The 16,440-nt window shown below is 66.2% G+C and carries 14 protein-coding genes; 4 read left to right on the forward strand and 10 right to left on the reverse strand.

Features of this window, described 5'->3' with window-relative positions:
• Positions 1 to 106: 106 nt before the first annotated feature.
• The 3 genes from N2602_RS26870 to N2602_RS26880 are packed head-to-tail and all read right to left on the reverse strand — an operon-like array spanning position 107 to position 2,915.
• Positions 107 to 979 carry an MlaD family protein gene (locus N2602_RS26870; protein WP_212260255.1) on the reverse strand — a complete coding sequence of 291 codons (873 nt, stop codon included), beginning with the start codon at positions 977 to 979 and terminating at the stop codon, positions 107 to 109.
• Between the two features lie 29 nt (positions 980 to 1,008).
• Positions 1,009 to 1,779: an ABC transporter ATP-binding protein gene (locus tag N2602_RS26875; RefSeq protein ID WP_172785270.1), complete on the reverse strand. Its 771-nt coding sequence runs from the start codon at positions 1,777 to 1,779 to the stop codon at positions 1,009 to 1,011.
• Positions 1,780 to 1,781: 2 nt separating this feature from the next.
• Positions 1,782 to 2,915 (reverse strand): ABC transporter permease, encoded by a 1,134-nt coding sequence (locus N2602_RS26880; protein ID WP_260379948.1) that lies wholly within the window; start codon positions 2,913 to 2,915, stop codon positions 1,782 to 1,784.
• A gap of 131 nt (positions 2,916 to 3,046) precedes the next feature.
• On the opposite strand from N2602_RS26880, the gene dgcA reads away from it, so the two are divergent.
• On the forward strand, positions 3,047 to 4,042 hold the full coding sequence (gene dgcA, locus N2602_RS26885; RefSeq protein WP_260379949.1) for an N-acetyl-D-Glu racemase DgcA: 996 nt from the start codon (positions 3,047 to 3,049) through the stop codon (positions 4,040 to 4,042).
• Here the strand turns inward: dgcA and N2602_RS26890 are convergent.
• Positions 4,012 to 5,208: an MFS transporter gene (locus tag N2602_RS26890; protein ID WP_212260251.1), complete on the reverse strand. Its 1,197-nt coding sequence runs from the start codon at positions 5,206 to 5,208 to the stop codon at positions 4,012 to 4,014. The two genes, dgcA and N2602_RS26890, sit on opposite strands and share 31 nt — an antisense overlap.
• Positions 5,209 to 5,283: 75 nt before the next feature.
• Between N2602_RS26890 and N2602_RS26895 the strand changes: the two genes are divergently transcribed.
• Positions 5,284 to 6,711 carry a hypothetical protein gene (locus N2602_RS26895; RefSeq protein ID WP_260379950.1) on the forward strand — a complete coding sequence of 476 codons (1,428 nt, stop codon included), beginning with the start codon at positions 5,284 to 5,286 and terminating at the stop codon, positions 6,709 to 6,711.
• Positions 6,712 to 6,836: 125 nt separating this feature from the next.
• Here the strand turns inward: N2602_RS26895 and N2602_RS26900 are convergent, their stop codons facing one another.
• Complete coding sequence (locus N2602_RS26900) at positions 6,837 to 7,196, reverse strand: hypothetical protein (RefSeq protein ID WP_246572060.1); 360 nt, start codon at positions 7,194 to 7,196, stop codon at positions 6,837 to 6,839.
• A 131-nt stretch (positions 7,197 to 7,327) separates the two neighbouring features.
• Positions 7,328 to 7,771 (reverse strand): RbsD/FucU family protein, encoded by a 444-nt coding sequence (locus N2602_RS26905; RefSeq protein WP_172785277.1) that lies wholly within the window; start codon positions 7,769 to 7,771, stop codon positions 7,328 to 7,330.
• A gap of 166 nt (positions 7,772 to 7,937) precedes the next feature.
• Between N2602_RS26905 and N2602_RS26910 the strand changes: the two genes are divergently transcribed.
• Positions 7,938 to 9,758 (forward strand): caspase family protein, encoded by a 1,821-nt coding sequence (locus N2602_RS26910; protein ID WP_260379951.1) that lies wholly within the window; start codon positions 7,938 to 7,940, stop codon positions 9,756 to 9,758.
• 268 nt (positions 9,759 to 10,026) lie between these two features.
• Here the strand turns inward: N2602_RS26910 and N2602_RS26915 are convergent, their stop codons facing one another.
• The 4 genes from N2602_RS26915 to thiD all read right to left on the reverse strand — a co-directional run bounded on the left by N2602_RS26915 (position 10,027) and on the right by thiD (position 14,069).
• The gene (locus tag N2602_RS26915; protein WP_260379952.1) at positions 10,027 to 11,010 is read right to left on the reverse strand and encodes a threonine/serine dehydratase; all 984 of its coding nucleotides are present in this window, start codon (positions 11,008 to 11,010) and stop codon (positions 10,027 to 10,029) included.
• A gap of 158 nt (positions 11,011 to 11,168) precedes the next feature.
• Positions 11,169 to 12,212, reverse strand: a complete 1,044-nt coding sequence (locus N2602_RS26920) for a glycosyltransferase family 1 protein (RefSeq protein WP_260379953.1) — start codon at positions 12,210 to 12,212, stop codon at positions 11,169 to 11,171.
• Complete coding sequence (locus tag N2602_RS26925; RefSeq protein WP_172785281.1) at positions 12,212 to 13,024, reverse strand: UDP-2,3-diacylglucosamine diphosphatase; 813 nt, start codon at positions 13,022 to 13,024, stop codon at positions 12,212 to 12,214. The genes N2602_RS26920 and N2602_RS26925 overlap by 1 nt, the downstream gene beginning before the upstream one ends.
• Positions 13,025 to 13,268: 244 nt before the next feature.
• A complete protein-coding gene (thiD, locus tag N2602_RS26930; RefSeq protein ID WP_260379954.1) occupies positions 13,269 to 14,069 on the reverse strand; it encodes a bifunctional hydroxymethylpyrimidine kinase/phosphomethylpyrimidine kinase in 801 nt (266 codons plus the stop codon).
• A 319-nt stretch (positions 14,070 to 14,388) separates the two neighbouring features.
• Here thiD and N2602_RS26935 point away from each other — a divergent pair, with 319 nt between their 5' ends.
• The gene (locus N2602_RS26935; protein ID WP_260379955.1) at positions 14,389 to 16,350 is read left to right on the forward strand and encodes a PAS domain-containing sensor histidine kinase; all 1,962 of its coding nucleotides are present in this window, start codon (positions 14,389 to 14,391) and stop codon (positions 16,348 to 16,350) included.
• Positions 16,351 to 16,440 lie beyond the last annotated feature (90 nt).

Below are 16,440 nucleotides of genomic sequence, written 5' to 3' on the forward strand. Positions count from 1 at the left end.
AATCCAGACTGCCGCCGCAGAGACAGTCTGGATTGCTTCGCTTCGCTCGCAATGACGGCGGAGAGAGCATGCGCCCTCTCTCATCTCGTGCGAACGCTCCCGCCACCTACCGCCTGCCGCTCGCGGCGGGCGCCGGCTTGGGCGGCTCGGGCGGCGGGGCGGGTTGCGATGAATTGCTGGCGCCGAACAGGACGCGGGTCGGGTTGCGGTCGAAATTGTTCACGGCACGGCTGATGTCGCCGAGGGTGCGGCGGCCGTCGGCCATCAATGCGCCGGAGCGCTTGTCGAAATCGTCGGCCAGCTCGCGGATCGACTTCACCGCCTGGAACAGCTCGCCGCCGTCCTTGCCGCCGGCCAGCGTGTTGAGGCCGAGCATGAGGTTGTCGGCCTTGAGCATGACGCCGTCGACCTTCGCCATCACGCCGTCGATCTTCTCGGAATTGCGCGCCAGCGAGTTGGTGAAGGTCTCGAGGTTCTTCAGCGAGTTCTTCACCGAGTCCTGATTGTCGGCGACGATCTTGTTGATGTTCTGCAGCGTGGCGCGGATCGCCTCGGTGACGTCCTGCAGCTTGTTGGGGTCGGCGGTCAGCGTCGGGATGCCGTCCTGGTCGAGCGGCGGCGGGGCTGCAGCCTCTTCGCCGCCCTTGAGCGAGATCGCGGCGACACCAGTGAGGCCCTGGAATTCGAGGCCGACCAGCGTGTCCTTGCGGATCGGAGCGTTGTTTTCGATCATCGCGAGTGCGACAACCCGCCGCGGGTTGTCGAGCTTCACGGAGACCACCTCGCCCACCCTGATACCGTTGAAATTGACGCTGCCGCCGTTGCGCAGGCCCGCCGCGGGCCCCTCGAACACGACGCGCAGCGGGCTGCGCTGCTTGGTGGTGTGCAGCGACTGAAACCACAGCACGAAGCCGACCGCGGCGGCGATCACCGCCAGCGTGAACGAGCCGATCAATATGTAATTCGCCCGCGTTTCCATCAGGTGCTCCGGCTACTCAACCCAGCTACTCAACCCATGACCGCGCGGGCGCGCTTGCCATGGAAATACTGCCTCAGCCAGGGATGCTGCGAGGCCTGCATGTCGGCGATCGACCCTGCCGCAATGATCTTACCGTTCCCTAAAACGGCGATGCGGTCACATGCGGTGTAAAGGCTGTCGAGGTCGTGGGTTACCATGAAAACGGTCAGCCCCAAAGTGCGCTGGAGGGTCCGGACCAGCTCGTCGAAGTCGCCGGCGCCGATCGGGTCGAGGCCGGAGGTCGGCTCGTCCAGGAAGACGAGGTCGGGATCGAGCGACAGCGCGCGCGCCAGGGCCACGCGCTTGATCATGCCGCCGGAGAGCTCCGACGGGAAACGCTCGGCGACCTCGGGCTTGAGGCCGACCATGGTGAGCTTGGCCATGGTGATCTCGTCCATCAGCCGCTGCGAGACGCGCAAATATTCGCGCATCGGAAACTGGATGTTCTGCCGCACGGTCAGCGAGGAGAACAGCGCGCCCTGCTGGAACAGGACGCCCCAGCGCCGCTCGACGTTGCGCCGCTGCGACGTGCTCGAGGAATCCAGGTCGACGCCGAACACTTCGATGGAGCCTGCGACCTTCGGCACCAGGCCGATGATGGTGCGCGTCAGCACCGACTTGCCCGCGCCGGAGGGACCGACGAAGCCCAGGATCTCGCCGCGCTTGACGTCGAGGTTGAGCCCGTCGAGCACGCGCGTCGCGCCGAACTGCACGGTGATGTCGCGGACGCGGATGATCGGATCCTGTATCTCGCCTGCCATCGTCACATCCCGATCGAGGCGAAGAAGATGGCGAAGATGCCGTCCATGACGATGACGAAGAAGATACCCTTCACCACCGACGCGGTGGTGTGCTGACCCAGCGATTCCGCGCTGCCCTGCACGGCCAGCCCTTCGACGCAGGCGACGATGCCGATCACGGCCGCCATGACCGGCGCCTTGACGATGCCGACGATGAAATGATCGATCGAGATGGCGTCGCGCAGGCGCAACAGGAACGCCTCCGGCTGAACGCCGCCATAGAGCCAGGCCACCAGACCGCCGCCATAGAGCGCGGCCATGGCGCCGAGGAATGCCAGGATCGGCAGCGCCAGCACCAGCGCCATCATGCGCGGCAGCACCAGCACCTCGATCGGATCGAACCCCATGGTGCGCAGCGCGTCGATCTCCTCGCGCATCTTCATCGAGCCGAGCTCGGCGGTGTAGGCGCTCCCCGAACGGCCCGCGACCATGATCGCGACCAGCAGCACGCCGATCTCGCGCAGCACCAGGACGCCGAGCATGTCGACGACGAAGATGTCGGCGCCGAAACGGCGGAAATGGAAGATACCTTGCTGCGCGATGATGCAGCCGATCAGGAAGGTGATCAGCACGATGATCGGCACCGCGCGCCAGCAGACCTGCTCCATGTGATGCACGGTCGAGGTCAGGCGGAACGAGCGCGGATGACTCAGGACGCGAAACCACGCCGCGAGCACGGCGCCGAGCATGTCGACGAGGCCCGCCACCGTGCCGGCGACGCCGGCCACGGCCCGGCCGATCTGCTCCAGCATGCCGGAGATGGTGATCGGGTTGCTGTCGACCACGGCCGCCGCCCTGACCCGCCGCACCTCGTCCACGAGGCTGGAATAATTGGCGGACAGACCCGCAATCTGCGCCTCGACAGGTCCCTTGGTCAGGCTGCGGCGCAGCCGCTCGATCAGCCAGGCGCCGAACGTGTCGAGCTTGGCGATTTCGGAGACGTCGATGAAGATGCTTTGCGGAGTGCCTGCGAGCTTCTCGGCCTCAGTCACCATCCGCTCCAGGACCGGCGCAAAGCTTGCGGTCCAGGTCCCGGTGGCGCACAGCGCCAGCGCGTTGCCCTTGGCAATCCGTTCCAGCTTCGGATCGCCACTCATGTCCGCTCCCGTGCCGGGGCGGAGAAAATCAGATGGTTGCGCACGCGCCCTTACCCAGAGAAGGTATCCCCAAGTGGTTAATGTTAGTTGCTAGAGGTAACTAGCAGGTTCAGATTTCGCCAGAGTTCAAAATGACTTCCATGAAATTTGCAGCTTTGGCGACGCGAATCGAGCGCTTCCCGATCGCCGGCAGCTTTACCATCAGCCGGGGCGCCAAAACCGAGGCCGTCACCGTCGTGGCGGAGGTCAGCCGGGACGGCCTGACCGGCCGCGGCGAGTGCGTGCCCTATCCCCGCTATGGCGAGACGCCGGAGGCGACACTGGCCGCGATTGAGGCCATGCAGGAGGCCGTCGCGGGCGGGCTGACGCGAGAGGCCCTCCAGGCCGCCATGCCGCCCGGTGCGGCCCGCAACGCCCTGGATTGCGCCCTGATCGACCTCGAGGCCAAGGCGGCCGGCTTGCGCGCCTGGAACCTGCTCGACCGCCCGGCCCCGGGGGAGCGCACCACGGCCTACACGATCTCGTTAGGGACCCCCGAGGCCATGGCCGCGGCGACCGCCAAGGCGGCGCACCGGCCGCTGCTCAAGATCAAGCTCGGCGGCGACGGCGATCCGGAGCGCATCTCGGCCGTGCGCAAGGCCGCCCCCGAAGCCGAGCTGATCGTGGATGCCAACGAGGCCTGGACCGAGGCCAATCTCGAACACAATCTCGCTGCCTGCGCCGTGGCCGGCGTTACCCTGGTGGAGCAGCCGCTGCCGGCAGGCAGAGACGAGGCGCTGGCGCGGATCAGGCGCCCGCTGGCGGTCTGCGCCGACGAGAGCGTGCACGACCGCTCTTCGCTCGCGCCCTTGCGCGACCGCTACGATGCCGTGAACATCAAGCTCGACAAGACCGGCGGCCTCACCGAGGCACTGGCCATGGCCGATGCCGCCCAGGCGCTCGGCTTCGAGATCATGATCGGCTGCATGGTCGCAACCTCGCTGTCGATGGCGCCAGCGATGCTGGTGACGCCGCAGGCGCGCTTCGTCGATCTCGACGGCCCGCTGCTGCTCGCGCACGACCGCGACCACGGCCTGCGTTATGACGACAGCCTGGTCTACCCGCCGGACGCTTCGCTCTGGGGCTGAGCCGTGAGGCGATGCCGCGCCGACCAGATCAGGATCGCGCCGGCAGCGGCCATCGCGGCCATGACGCAATAGACACCGTCGCCGATGCGGGCATAGATCGCGCCCGATGCGATCGACGTCGCCGCGCCCAGGAGTCCGTTGCAGGCGGCGTAATAGCCCTGCCCGCGCGCGATCTGATGCGACGGCACGCGCTGCACCAAGAGGTTCATGGTGCCGAGGATGGTCATGCCAAAGCTGAAGCCGTGGCCGAGCTGGGCGATCGCGAGCAGCACGAGCGGCGGCTCGCTGGCGGTGACGATCCAGCGCAGCACGGCGATCACGCCGCCGATCGCCATCAGCGTGGACGGATGCAGCGAGAAGCGCGGCGACAGCGCGAACACCACGATCTCGGCCATCACGCCCAGCGTCCACAGCACCGCGATGGTGAGCCCGCTGATGCCATGGAGCTGCCAGTCGATGGCCGAGAAGGTGTAGAAAGCGATGTGGCTGCTCTGGATCAGCGCGGCCGATGCGATCACCGCCCAGAAGCCGGCATCACGCAGCAGCGGCTTGCCGGCGGGCCGCTCCGGCGTCCTCCGCCTGAGATCGTCGAGCGGCTGGAGCAGCAGGCTGGCGAGAACAGCGACGACAGCCCAGGCCACGATGACCCAGATCAGCTCGCGCGGAGCAATGACGTCGACCAGATAGCCGCAGGCGAGCGAGCCGGCGGCGAAAGCCGCCGAGCCCCACAGCCGCAAGGGTCCGTAGTCGAGCCCGTAGCGGGCGACACCGCGCAGCGCATAGGCATCGGTCAGCGGCATCGTCGGCGTCCACATCATGCAGGTCAGCGCATAGATCACGAACAGCGCCAGCGGCTGCTGCTGCAGGCCGACGACCGAAAATCCGATCGCCGTCGCCAGCGCCGACACCATGATGGCGGCGCGGATGGCATGCCGCTTTTCGGCAAAGGCCGTGACCTGCGGCAGCGTGGTGAAACGTGTGATCGCCGGCAGCGCGTTGATGATGCCGATCCAGGCCGCGTCGACGCCGATCGCCTTCAGCCAGACCGGGAAGAACGGCATATGCGTGCCCAGAACCGCAAAGAAGGCCGAATAGAACACGGCGAGGCTCACGGCGAATCGCCGCTTCGTCGCTGCCGCGATGGGGATTTGTGATTCGGACTGCATCAAACCAATTGCGATTCGGTCGATATCGTGGTGATCGTTACAGTAACGCGCACTGATTTGCGCGACGAGATTGTCATGGCCAACGAAGCATTCGCCCTCTCGCCCATGTCTGCCCGCGCCGCGGAGCCGAACGAGCAGGATTACGAAGCGATCCGCGAAGCCTTCATGGAGACCGCGCGCGGCCGCTGGTTCCTCGGCGAATATGCCAAGCGCAACCGCAATGCCGACACAAGCATGGTGCTGGATGCGGTCGCTCGAATCGAGGAAACCCTTGCGGCAGAGCGGCAACCGGTCGTCGAGGACCGCCTGCCCGAGGCGCTGGTCGAAATCCGCCGCGCCATCCGCGAGGCGGAGACGATCGCACTCGCCGCGTTCGATCCCGCCGCGATCGAGGCGAGCCTCGCACCGATCCCGCGCGGGGTGCGCATCATCAAGGAGATCTCCTGGCGCTGGCGCGAGATCGGCGCCGACGGGCGAATCTGCGACCTCATTGATTCGCAGCTGGCCTCGATCGAGGCCGCCTGCGGGCAGATCTCGACGCTCGATCCCCGCGTCGAGCTCAAGGCCGCGTTCGATTTGTTGAAGGATCGGGTCGAGCAGCTCGACGGCGGCGCATCGCCGCAGGCGGCTCCGGCTCCGGCGCAGGAGGTGCCGTCATCCGCTGCGGAAGCCTCGCCCGTCGAGGCGGCGCCGGCGGCGATGGCCGGCGAAGCCGTGGCTTTTACGGAGACGCGCGAAGAGATCGCCGCAGCTCCGGAAGCCGAGGCGGCGGCTGTCGAAGCAACGGCCGTCGCTGAGACCTGCGTCATCGCCGAGCAGGCCATGGACGCGGCTGCTGCACAGGAGATCGCGGCCGACAGCCAGATCCCTGCTGAAAGCGCGGTGCTCGGAAACGTCGTGCCTGATGATGCCGAGCTCGAAGCCGTCGCGTTTGAAGAGCCGGCCGCTGAGCCCGAGGCATCGACGGAAGCAAGCGAGGAGTTCTCGCTCGATGCCGCCGCCGAGGCCGAGGACGAAGCCATTCTCGAAGCCATCGCGCTGGAGATGGCCGCGCCCGATCCTGAGTTCGACGAGATCATCGAGCCGGTCGAGATGGCCGCCGCAACACCGGAGCCGGTGCCCTCGGATGTCGCAGCGCCCATTGCCACCGCGCATCCGCAGCCGGTCGCCGAGCCGGTCGTCGCAGCCGTCGCCGAAGAGCCCGCCGCGGACGCGCCGATCGCGCTGGACTCGCTCGCGCGCCTCACCGACGCCATCGCGGAAGCCGCCGCCGAAGTGATGGAGCAGCAGGCGCCGGCCATGGCAGCGGCAGCATCGTTCGCCGCAGCACCGGCCGCAACGCTGCCGATGCCCTCGCCCCTGCCTGCGTCCATGCCCGAGGCCTCGCTCGGCGCCACCATCCTCGCCAGTGGCATCCTGCAAAAGCCGCGCGCACCAGCCAACGACCCGCTCGCGCCGATCCGCCGCATGACCCAGGCCGAGAAGATCGCGTTCTTTTCGTAAGCGACGACGCGCACTCCCCACGCCGTCATTGCGAGCGCAGCGAAGCAATCCAGAGTGTCTCCGCGGCGGCAGTCTGGATTGCTTCGCTGCGCTCGCAATGACGCGTAGGCGCAGTCAGCGCCTCATCACCCGCAATTCCACACCGCCCCGATCGGAGTGCGCGTCCAGCACGGGCCAAAGCTGCCGCCATTGTAGCGACCGCCGTTGAACCCGGGGCGGCCGAAATAGTGCCACTCGCCGTCCCAGCGATAATATTGCGGAACCGGATCGATGTACCAATGGCGACGTTCAGTCCGCGCGAGGCGCCGCATGGCGTCTTTCTGCTTGTAGAGCGGGATGCTGTTGCTGAGCGGCTGCCGATAGCCCGGCAGAAACCCATAGCCCTTCCAGACCGGCTTGGGACGCTTTTGCACGGGCTCGGCGGACGCGACAGCGGGCAGCAACGACAGGATGACAGCAACGAAGAGACACAGAAGGCGAGACATGGATCGACGATAGACGCTCGCCTGGCGGAAGACCATTCAAATTCGAGTGCTGGCAGATGGTCGCGTGGGAGCATCGCACACGATGTCGCATCCGCTTCGATCACGCGGTGCGTCGATCGAACGCAGCCGCGCTAACCGATCACGCCCTTGCGGATCAGGAAGCAGCCATAGCCCCTGCTGTCACCGACCTGCACGACGCCAAAGCCTGCCGCCGCCGCGCGATAAAAATCCGGACGGGAGAGCTTGCCGGGTGCAACGGCGCGGCCAACAGCGCGCTCGATCTCGGCGAGCACGGCGCGCTGCACCTCGGGCACGCGGTCGGGATCGTCGACCGGCATCATCACACGCACCGGATCGGGATCGAAATCGTCGAGCGGATAGACCGACATGATGGCGCGGACGGCGACCTCCATCGTCATGCCCGGCAATTGGATCAAGCGTTGCGACGAGGTGCTCTGCGCGATGCGGGTGGCCGGGTGATTGGCATCGACGAAAACGAGGTCGTCGCCGTGGCCCATGGAGGCGAGCAGCCAGAGCAGGTCTGGCGTCAGGATCGGATCGATCGATTTCAGCATGTGACGGCGGTTCCTCCCAATTGATCGCTAACCATAACAGGTTCCGAGCGTGATTCAGATCACGGAGGCCGCCATGGTGACAGGGATCACGGACCGCAGGGCTCGAACGCGGCCAAGCTTGCGCGCAACCAATCTCGCATCGAGATGAGTGCCAAAGGAGCACGCCATGTTCCGCCTAAAGCCCTTTTTCATGACAGCGAGCCTGTTGGGAAGCCTGTTCGGCTTCGCCTGCGGGCCCGTTTCCGCGCAGGTCGCCCCGGTGCAGCCTGCCCCCACCGCGCTGCAAGGCCCGGAGCAGCGGGTGGCGCTGGTGATCGGCAATGCGAACTACAAGAACGCGCCGCAGCTTGCGAATCCCGACGATGACGCCCAGTCGATGGCGCAGTTCCTGAACTCCGCCGGGTTCGAAGTGGTCGCAGCGACCGACCTGACCCAAAACGACATGCTCCGCGTCGTCCAGGACTTTTCCGCCAAGGTCGCCTCGCGCGGTCCGAACACGGTGGCAATGGTCTATTACGCCGGTCACGGTGTGCAGCTCGCCGGCGAGAACTATCTCGTTCCGGTCGATGCCAAGGTCTCCAACCCCACCGAGCTCGTCAACAATTCGGTGCGCCTCGTCGACGTGATGTCGACGCTGGAGACGATCCCGAGCCGTATGCGCATCGTCATCCTCGATGCCTGCCGCAACAACCCGTTCCCTGAAGTCAACGACGCCGGCCGCGGCCTCGCCATCGTCGATGCGCCGAACGGTTCGATCGTCGGCTACTCGACCGCGCCGGGCACTGAGGCGCTCGACGGCACCAATGGTCACAGCCCCTACACGCAGGCGTTCCTGAACGTCGCGCGCGAGCCCAACGTGCCGATCGAGCAGCTGTTCAAGCGCGTGCGCCTGCAGGTCAACCAGACCACCAGCGGCGCGCAGATCCCCTGGGAGAGCTCGTCGCTGACGAGCGACTTTACGTTCTTCGGCGACACTGCGGTTGCCGCCAACCGCGCGCCGGTGAATACGCCGGTCGTGCAGATGGCCTCCAATTTGCCGAGCCGCTCGACGCGTCAGGCCTATGACTACGTCGTGTCCGAGGGCCGTCCGGAATATTATCAGGAGTTCATCCAGATGTATCCGCACGATCCGCTGTGCGACCACATCCGCTGGCTGCTCAAGAACCTGCTGATCTCGCAGGCCTGGCACAAGGCGGTGCTTGCCAACTCCCCGCTTGCCTACAAGAGCTTCTACGACAGCTACGGCAACAGCCCCTATGCGCAGGTCGCGCTGAAGCTGCAGGCGCAGCCGAAGCAGATCCCCTTGATGCAGGCGACCAAGTTCCTGGCGCCGCAGAACTTTGCCCCGACCATCAAGATCGGCAATCTCGGCCAGCCCAAATACATGCCGCTGATGCAGCAGGGCAATGGCGTGCAGGTGAACGGCAATCTGCCGGTCGTGCAGAAGCCGGTCGACGGCAACGTCGTCGGCAAGCTCGGCAATGGCGGCCAGATCGTCACCCTGCCTGCGGGCAACAACCAGCCGAACCCGCAGAACGGCACGCCGTCGCAGACCCCGAGCAAGATCGTCACCCTACCCGCACCGACCCACACGACCAATGGCAAGGTCGGCATCGGCAAGATCGTGACCCTGCCTGCGACCAACAATCCGCAGAACGGCGGCAACAATGCCGGCACGACCAACGGCTCGTCTGGCAAGACCGTAAACGTGCCGGTGAATCCCGGCACGAAGATCGACGTGAAGCCGGTCAACCTTCAGACGCAGAACCAGCCGATCCGCGTCAACAACGGCAACACCGGCATCGTGAAGCCCAACACTATCCCCGTGAACAAGGTGCAGGTGCAGACCAACGTGCAGACCAACCGTCCGCAGCTCAACACGATGCCGAACCGCATGGTCAGCAGCAACAACAACTTCCGGCAGTCGATGAACCAGGCGCCGAGCATGAATAATGGCGGCAACCGTCGCGGCGGCTTCATGCACTGATTGCGCAGGAAGTCGGTCTGCTCCCTCCCCCGCTTGCGGGGGAGGGCTGGGGAGAGGGTCTCACCACAACGGGACAATCCCCAAGAGGAAGAAGCCCTCACCCGGCACTGCGTGCCGACCTCTCCCGCAAGCGGGAGAGGTTGCACTGAGCAAGCGGAAAGTTCGATCCTCAAGATCGACAGAAACACAGAAGGGGCAGAGCGGCGACGCTCTGCCCCTTCTTCATATTAGTTCCTCTCATTCCCGGATGGCCGTGAGGAGGAGCCGACTAGGCCACCAGCTCGGCGAACAGATCCGCGTCGACATTGCCGCCGGACAGCACGATCACCACGTTCTTCCCCGTGACGTCCAGGCGTCCGGCGAGCAGCGCGGCAAGACCCACCGCGCCGCCGGGCTCCACCACGAGCTTCAGCTCGCGATAGGCGAAAGCCACCGCTGCGCCGACTTCCTTGTCCGAGGCCGTGACGCCGCGCGCGAGCAGCTTGCTGTTGATCGCAAACGTCATCTCGCCCGGCATCAGCGCCATCAGCGCATCGCAGATGGTGCGGCCAGCCGGCGGATGCGGCTCGCGATGGCCGGCGCTGAGTGAAATGCCGTGGTCGTCGAAGGCCTCGGGCTCGGCGACCACGATCTCGGCTTGCGGATAGCGCGCCTTCACGGCCGTCGCGACGCCCGCGATCAGGCCGCCGCCGGAGGCCGGCGCCACCACGATGTCGGGGCTGAGGCCGAGCGTTGCCATGTCCTCCGCGATCTCGCGGCCGGCGGTGCCCTGCCCTGCGATCACGAAGGGATCGTCGTAGGGTTTGACCAGCGTCGCGCCGCGCTTCTCGGCGATGCCGCGCGAGATCGCCTCGCGGTCGTCCTTGTCGCGGTCGTACAGCACGACTTCGGCGCCGTAGGATTTGGTGCGCTCGCGCTTCGACAGCGGGGCATCCGCCGGCATCACGATGGTCGCCTGCATGTCGAGGATCTTTGCCGCCGCCGCCACGCCCTGCGCGTGGTTGCCGGAGGAGAACGCGACGACCCCGCCGGCGCGCTTGTCCTGCGGGATCGAGAACACCTTGTTGAAGGCACCGCGGAACTTGAACGAGCCGGTGCGCTGGAGCATCTCGGGCTTCAGGAACACTTTCGCACCGACACGCTCGTTGAGCACGGGAAAGGACAATAGCGGGGTGCGGATGGCGTAAGGCGCGATCACGCGCGCCGCGGCATCGATGTCGGCAGGGCCGACCGGAAGGAGCTGTTCGGTCATGGCGGAATGTTATCGCGGCCGATCAGGCCCGGGCAAGACACCTCCGCGCGATGATTTTCCCCATAGCGCTTTAGAGCGAAGTGGCTACCGGTTCGCGTAAAGAAAACGCGTCAAAACAAGAATCTAGAGCCATTTCGATCCATCGGATCGAGATCGCTCTAGGCCACGAACCGCGGCTGTTCCGCGCCGGCCCTGCCGGGCAGCACCGCCCCGACCGCCAAAATGCTGTCGATGAAGACCCGCGCCGAGGCTTCCCAGGTGTAATTGGCGGCAAACGCGACGCAGTCCTGGCGGGAGATGTCGAGCGCGGCGAAGCAGGCACTGCGCAGGTCGTGATCGAGCGCGCCGACAGGCGCATCGCCGATCACGTCGCGGGGTCCCTTCACCGGGAAAGCCGCGACCGGCAGACCACTCGCCAGCGCCTCCAGCAGGACCAGGCCGAAGGTGTCGGTCTTGCTCGGGAACACGAACACGTCGGCGGCCGCGTAGATATCCGCCAGTTCCTCACCGTGCTTCTCGCCGAGGAAGATCGCATCGGGATAGGCCTCTTCCAGCGAGGCGCGCGCCGGGCCGTCGCCGACGACCACCTTGGTGCCGGGCAGGTCGAGCTCCAGGAACGCCTCGAGATTCTTCTCCACGGCCACCCGGCCGACCGACAGGAATACGGGGGCCGGCAGGCAGAGATCGATGACGCGGGGGTGGAACAGGCCCGTGTCGACGCCGCGCGGCCACAGCACGACATTGTCGAAGCCGCGCTCGGTCAGTTCGCGCGCGAGCGCAGGCGTCGCCGCCATCACGGCGCGGCTGGGGCTGTGGAATCGCCGCAGCGCCCGCCAGATCAGCGAGCCAGGGACTGGCACGCGGGCGCGGACATATTCAGGGAAGCGGGTGTGGAAGCTGGTCGTGAACGGCAGCTTGCGCTGGCGGCAATAGCGGCGAACCATCAGGCCGATCGGCCCTTCGGTCGCGATGTGGATGCTGTCGGGCCGCGCCTCCTCGATCAGCCTTGCGATCCGGGCCGGGCGCGGCATGGCGAGGCGCACGTCGCGATAGCTCGGCATGGCGAAGGTGCGGAACGATTGTGGCGTCAGGAACGTGAACTCGACGCCGAGCTTTTTGGCGGCGTCAGCGAGCTTGGTCAGCGTCCGAACCACACCGTTGACTTGCGGGTGCCAGGCATCGGTCGCGACCAGGATGCGCATCAGGCCGCCCTTGCCGCGACCTGTGGCACCTGCGCGGGCTTCTGCAACTGATCCGCCCAGGTGATGATCTCGAAATGGCCGTCGTCATGCTCGACCAGGGCGGTGCAGCTCTCCACCCAGTCGCCGCAATTCATGTAGCGGATGCCGGCCTCGTCGCGGATCACGGCGTAGTGGATGTGGCCGCAGATCACGCCGTCGGCCTCGTGACGCCGTGCCTCGGCGGCGAGCGCCTGCTCGAACGCGCCGATATAGTTGACGGCGTTCTTGACCTTCTGCTTGGCCCATTGCGACAGCGACCAATAGGGCACGCCGAACAGACGGCGGAAGAAGTTGACGAAGCGATTCATCTGGATCGCGAAGTCGTAGGCCTTGTCGCCGAGATGGGCGAGCCAGCGCGCGTTCTGCACCACGAGATCGAAGATGTCGCCGTGAATGACGAGATAGCGCTTGCCGTCCACGCCGGTGTGGACGGTGTTCTCGACCACGTCGATGCCGCCGAAATGCGTGCCGTAATAGTTGCGCAGGAACTCGTCGTGATTGCCGGGAATGTAGATGACCTTGGCGCCCTTGCGCGCCTTGCGCAAAAGCTTCTGGACGAGGTCGTTATGCGATTGCGGCCAGTGCCAGCTCGATTTCAGCGCCCAGCCGTCGACGATGTCGCCGACGAGATAGATCGTGTCGGCATCATGGTAGCGCAGGAAGTCGAGCAGAAGATCGGCTTGTGAACCGCGGGCTCCGAGATGGACGTCGGAGATGAACAACGTGCGAAAGCGCCGCTCCGGGCTCTCGTCACTCACATCGTAACTTCCCATGCGCCAGCCTGTAACAATGTCCCGTGACAGGGGGATGACCGATTGAACCCTCGAGGCACCTTGAAATACGAATCACGCCTTGCCTCGCCCTCCCCGCGAATATCAGTCGCATGCGACAATCAGGCGACATGGCGCCGCAGGGGGCTCTGGAGATCAGATCCCGGCCGGAAGCCACGAGATAGGTGTGCTCCCTCCCCCGCTTGCGGGGAGGGCTGGGGAGAGGGTGTTTCCCCGGCAGCCCGCCTCAGTAGAACTTGTGGAAATGATGGATCGGCCCGTGGCCGTGGCCGACGCTGAAGCGGTCGGCGGCGGCGATCGCGGCAGTGATCCAGGCCTTGGCGTTGCGCACGGCGGCCTCGAGGTCCTCGCCCTTGGCCAGCCCCGCCGCGATGGCGGAGGACAGCGAGCAGCCGGTGCCATGGGTGTTGCGGGTGGCCACGCGCGGCGCGGCGAGCGCGATCGTGGTCGCGGCAGTGACGAGATAGTCGGTGCTCTCGGCACCCTCTCCGTGCCCGCCCTTGATCAGGACGGCGCGGCAGCCCAGCGCCAGCAGGCGGCGTCCCTGGCTTTCGATCTCGGCCTCGCTCGCCGCCACCGGCTCATCGAGCAGGGCCGCGGCCTCCGGCAGGTTCGGCGTGATCACGGCGGCCAGCCGCATCAGCCTGGTGCGCAAGGCGTCGACGGCTTCAGCGGCGAGCAGGCGATCGCCGGAGGTCGCCACCATGACGGGATCGAGCACGACGTGCCGCGGCGCCCAGCGCGACAGCGCGGCCGCGATGGCGTCGATGCTGGCGGCCTGGGCCACCATGCCGATCTTCACCGCACCGATGTCGAGGTCGGAGAACACCGCGTCGATCTGCTCGGTGACGAACCCGGCCGGCACCGCGTGAATGCCGGTCACGCCGCGCGTGTTCTGCGCCGTTAGCGCCGTGATCACGGAGGCGCCGTAGACGCCGAGCGCGGCAAAGGTCTTCAGGTCCGCCTGGATGCCGGCGCCGCCGCTCGAATCGGAACCGGCGATGGTGAGTGCGACCGGGGTCGTCATCGCGGGGGACATGTGCTTGAGGACGCCGCCATGGCCTGTCCTAGCGCGACCGCTGAACGCCAGCAAGCGCGCCGAATCGCCGCCGAGCGTGATTCGCGAATCAATTGCGCGCCTTGCGAATCAGTCGGACACGGCGCGGTCAAAGGCCCGCAATGATGCGGGCTTGAAAATGCAACGGCGCCGGACCCTTGGTATAGTCGTGTACCTTAGCGTGCTTCGCCGATGACGAGGTACGTCAGGTGGTGGAACCGTCCAGCGACCCGATGTTGCAGGCCGCCCCGGCCCGCAAGCCATCTGAAAAGACTCTTGGGGTGGAACGATGTGGGCCTTCTTCGAACGTCTCCTCGACTCGTCCATGCTGTCGCCGCACGGCATCTGCCTGTTGTGGGAGCCTGAGCTGATCTGGCTTCACGTCGTTTCCGACGCCTGCATTGCCGCCGCCTATTTCTCGATCCCGTTCGCCCTCGCCATCCTCGTCACCAAGCGGCGCGACCTCAAGTTCGGCTGGGTCTATTGGGCGTTCGCCATCTTCATCATGGCCTGCGGCCTGACTCACGTGCTGTCGATCTACACGCTCTGGGTCCCGATCTATGGCATCGAGGGCATGGTCAAGGCCGCCACCGCGGTCGCCTCGGTCTTCACCGCCGCCGCACTCTGGCCGTTGCTGCCGAAGATCCTGACGATCCCCTCGCCGTTCGAGCTGCGACAGGTCCAGGCCGCGCTCGAGGAGGAGGAAATCAAGAGCCGTGACGCCGCGCTGCTGCTGCAGCAGGTCCGCGACGCCCAGCGCGCGATGCGCGAGAGCGTGGCGCGCCTCACCGCGATCGTCGAGACCGCCGTCGACGGCGTCATCCTGTTCGATGCGCAGGACCGCATCCTGCTGTTCAATCCGGCCTGCGAGCGCTTGTTCGGCTACCGCGCCGACGAGGTGATGAACCGCAACGTCGGCATGCTGATGCCCGAGGCGGATGCGGCGCGGCATTTCGCGATAGGCGGCGAGGCCATCGGCCTGCGCAAGGACGGCACGACATTTGCGATGGATCTCTCGGTCGGCCAGGCGCGGCAGGACGGCGAATTGATCTTCGTCGGCATCGTCCACGACCTCACCGCGCGCAAGCTGACCGAGCAGCAGCTCCAGCAGGCGCAGAAGATGGAGATGGTCGGCCAGCTCTCCGGCGGCATCGCGCACGACTTCAACAATCTGCTGACCGTCATCATCGGCAATGCCGAGCACCTGAGCGAGCAGCTCAAGGCGAGGCCGGACCTCAAGCGCTTTGCCGAGGACATCTGCCAATCGGGCGAACAGGGCGCCGAGCTGACGCAGCGCCTGCTCGCCTTCAGCCGCCGCCAATTGCTGCGGCCCCAGACGATCGATTGCCGCAGCCTGCTCGATTCCATGTTCAAGCTGCTCAAGCGCACCTTGCGCGAAGACATCGAGATCAGGACGAGCTCCGGGCCCGGCACGGTCCTGGCCTTTGCCGACCGCGCCCAGCTCGAATCCGCCGTGCTGAATCTTGCGCTCAATGCGCAGGATGCCATGCCATCGGGAGGCCACCTCACGCTGGCCACTGAGCTGGTCACGATCGACGACGATCGCGCCCTTCACCCGGAGGTCGCGCCCGGCAGCTATGCCCTGATCTCGGTCACCGATGACGGCGAAGGCATGGCGCCCGAGATCACCGCACGCGCGTTCGAGCCGTTCTTCACCACCAAGGAGGTCGGCAAGGGCTCGGGCCTCGGCCTCAGCATGGTCTATGGCTTTGCCAAGCAATCGGGCGGCCATGTCTCGATCTACAGCGAGGCAGGCCTCGGAACCACGGTCAGGATCTACCTGCCGCGCGCGAACACCGGCGGGTCGCAGGCCGATCTTCCCGACGGCGAGGACAAGGCGCCGCGAGGCTACGAGACGATCCTGATCGTCGAGGACGATCCGTTCGTCCGCTCCTCCGTCATTCGCAGGGTGGAAGCGCTCGGATATCGCGTCGTTGCCGCGGTCAACGGCAAGGATGCCCTGCAGCAGCTGCAGGGCGATCCCGGCATCGACTTGCTGTTCACCGATATCGTGATGCCCGGTGGCATGAGCGGCTGGGACCTCGCCGATCAGGCGCGGCGGCTGCGTCCCGGCCTGCCGGTCCTGTTCACCTCGGGCTACGCGCTGGAGACCCTGGTCGCGCAGGGCCACGCGCGGCCGCAATCGATCGTGCTGACCAAGCCCTATCGCAAGGTCGAGCTCGCCCAGCGGCTCAGGGATGCATTGGCCGCAGCGGTGGTCCCATCCTAGACTTGCGAATGCGCCGCGCAGGAGCCGCAACCTGGCTTGCTAAATCCGGCCGGTTTTGGCCTATTAGCCGCCAGATCCGCTTTCGGAGTG

The sequence above is a fragment of the Bradyrhizobium sp. NC92 genome, assembly GCF_025200865.1.
In the GTDB taxonomy this organism is placed as follows: Bacteria; Pseudomonadota; Alphaproteobacteria; order Rhizobiales; family Xanthobacteraceae; genus Bradyrhizobium.

Excerpts from the sequence above, each read along its gene's own strand:
- N2602_RS26900 (WP_246572060.1), bottom strand. The coding sequence starts at position 7,196 with ATGTCTCGCCTTCTGTGTCTCTTCGTTGCTGTCATCCTGTCGTTGCTG.
- N2602_RS26890 (WP_212260251.1), bottom strand. The coding sequence starts at position 5,208 with ATGCAGTCCGAATCACAAATCCCCATCGCGGCAGCGACGAAGCGGCGA.
- N2602_RS26915 (WP_260379952.1), bottom strand. The coding sequence starts at position 11,010 with ATGACCGAACAGCTCCTTCCGGTCGGCCCTGCCGACATCGATGCCGCG.
- N2602_RS26895 (WP_260379950.1), top strand. The coding sequence starts at position 5,284 with ATGGCCAACGAAGCATTCGCCCTCTCGCCCATGTCTGCCCGCGCCGCG.
- N2602_RS26880 (WP_260379948.1), bottom strand. The coding sequence starts at position 2,915 with ATGAGTGGCGATCCGAAGCTGGAACGGATTGCCAAGGGCAACGCGCTG.
- N2602_RS26875 (WP_172785270.1), bottom strand. The coding sequence starts at position 1,779 with ATGGCAGGCGAGATACAGGATCCGATCATCCGCGTCCGCGACATCACC.
- N2602_RS26925 (WP_172785281.1), bottom strand. The coding sequence starts at position 13,024 with ATGGGAAGTTACGATGTGAGTGACGAGAGCCCGGAGCGGCGCTTTCGC.
- N2602_RS26935 (WP_260379955.1), top strand. The coding sequence starts at position 14,389 with ATGTGGGCCTTCTTCGAACGTCTCCTCGACTCGTCCATGCTGTCGCCG.
- N2602_RS26910 (WP_260379951.1), top strand. The coding sequence starts at position 7,938 with ATGTTCCGCCTAAAGCCCTTTTTCATGACAGCGAGCCTGTTGGGAAGC.
- dgcA (WP_260379949.1), top strand. The coding sequence starts at position 3,047 with ATGACTTCCATGAAATTTGCAGCTTTGGCGACGCGAATCGAGCGCTTC.
- N2602_RS26920 (WP_260379953.1), bottom strand. The coding sequence starts at position 12,212 with ATGCGCATCCTGGTCGCGACCGATGCCTGGCACCCGCAAGTCAACGGT.
- thiD (WP_260379954.1), bottom strand. The coding sequence starts at position 14,069 with ATGACGACCCCGGTCGCACTCACCATCGCCGGTTCCGATTCGAGCGGC.
- N2602_RS26905 (WP_172785277.1), bottom strand. The coding sequence starts at position 7,771 with ATGCTGAAATCGATCGATCCGATCCTGACGCCAGACCTGCTCTGGCTG.
- N2602_RS26870 (WP_212260255.1), bottom strand. The coding sequence starts at position 979 with ATGGAAACGCGGGCGAATTACATATTGATCGGCTCGTTCACGCTGGCG.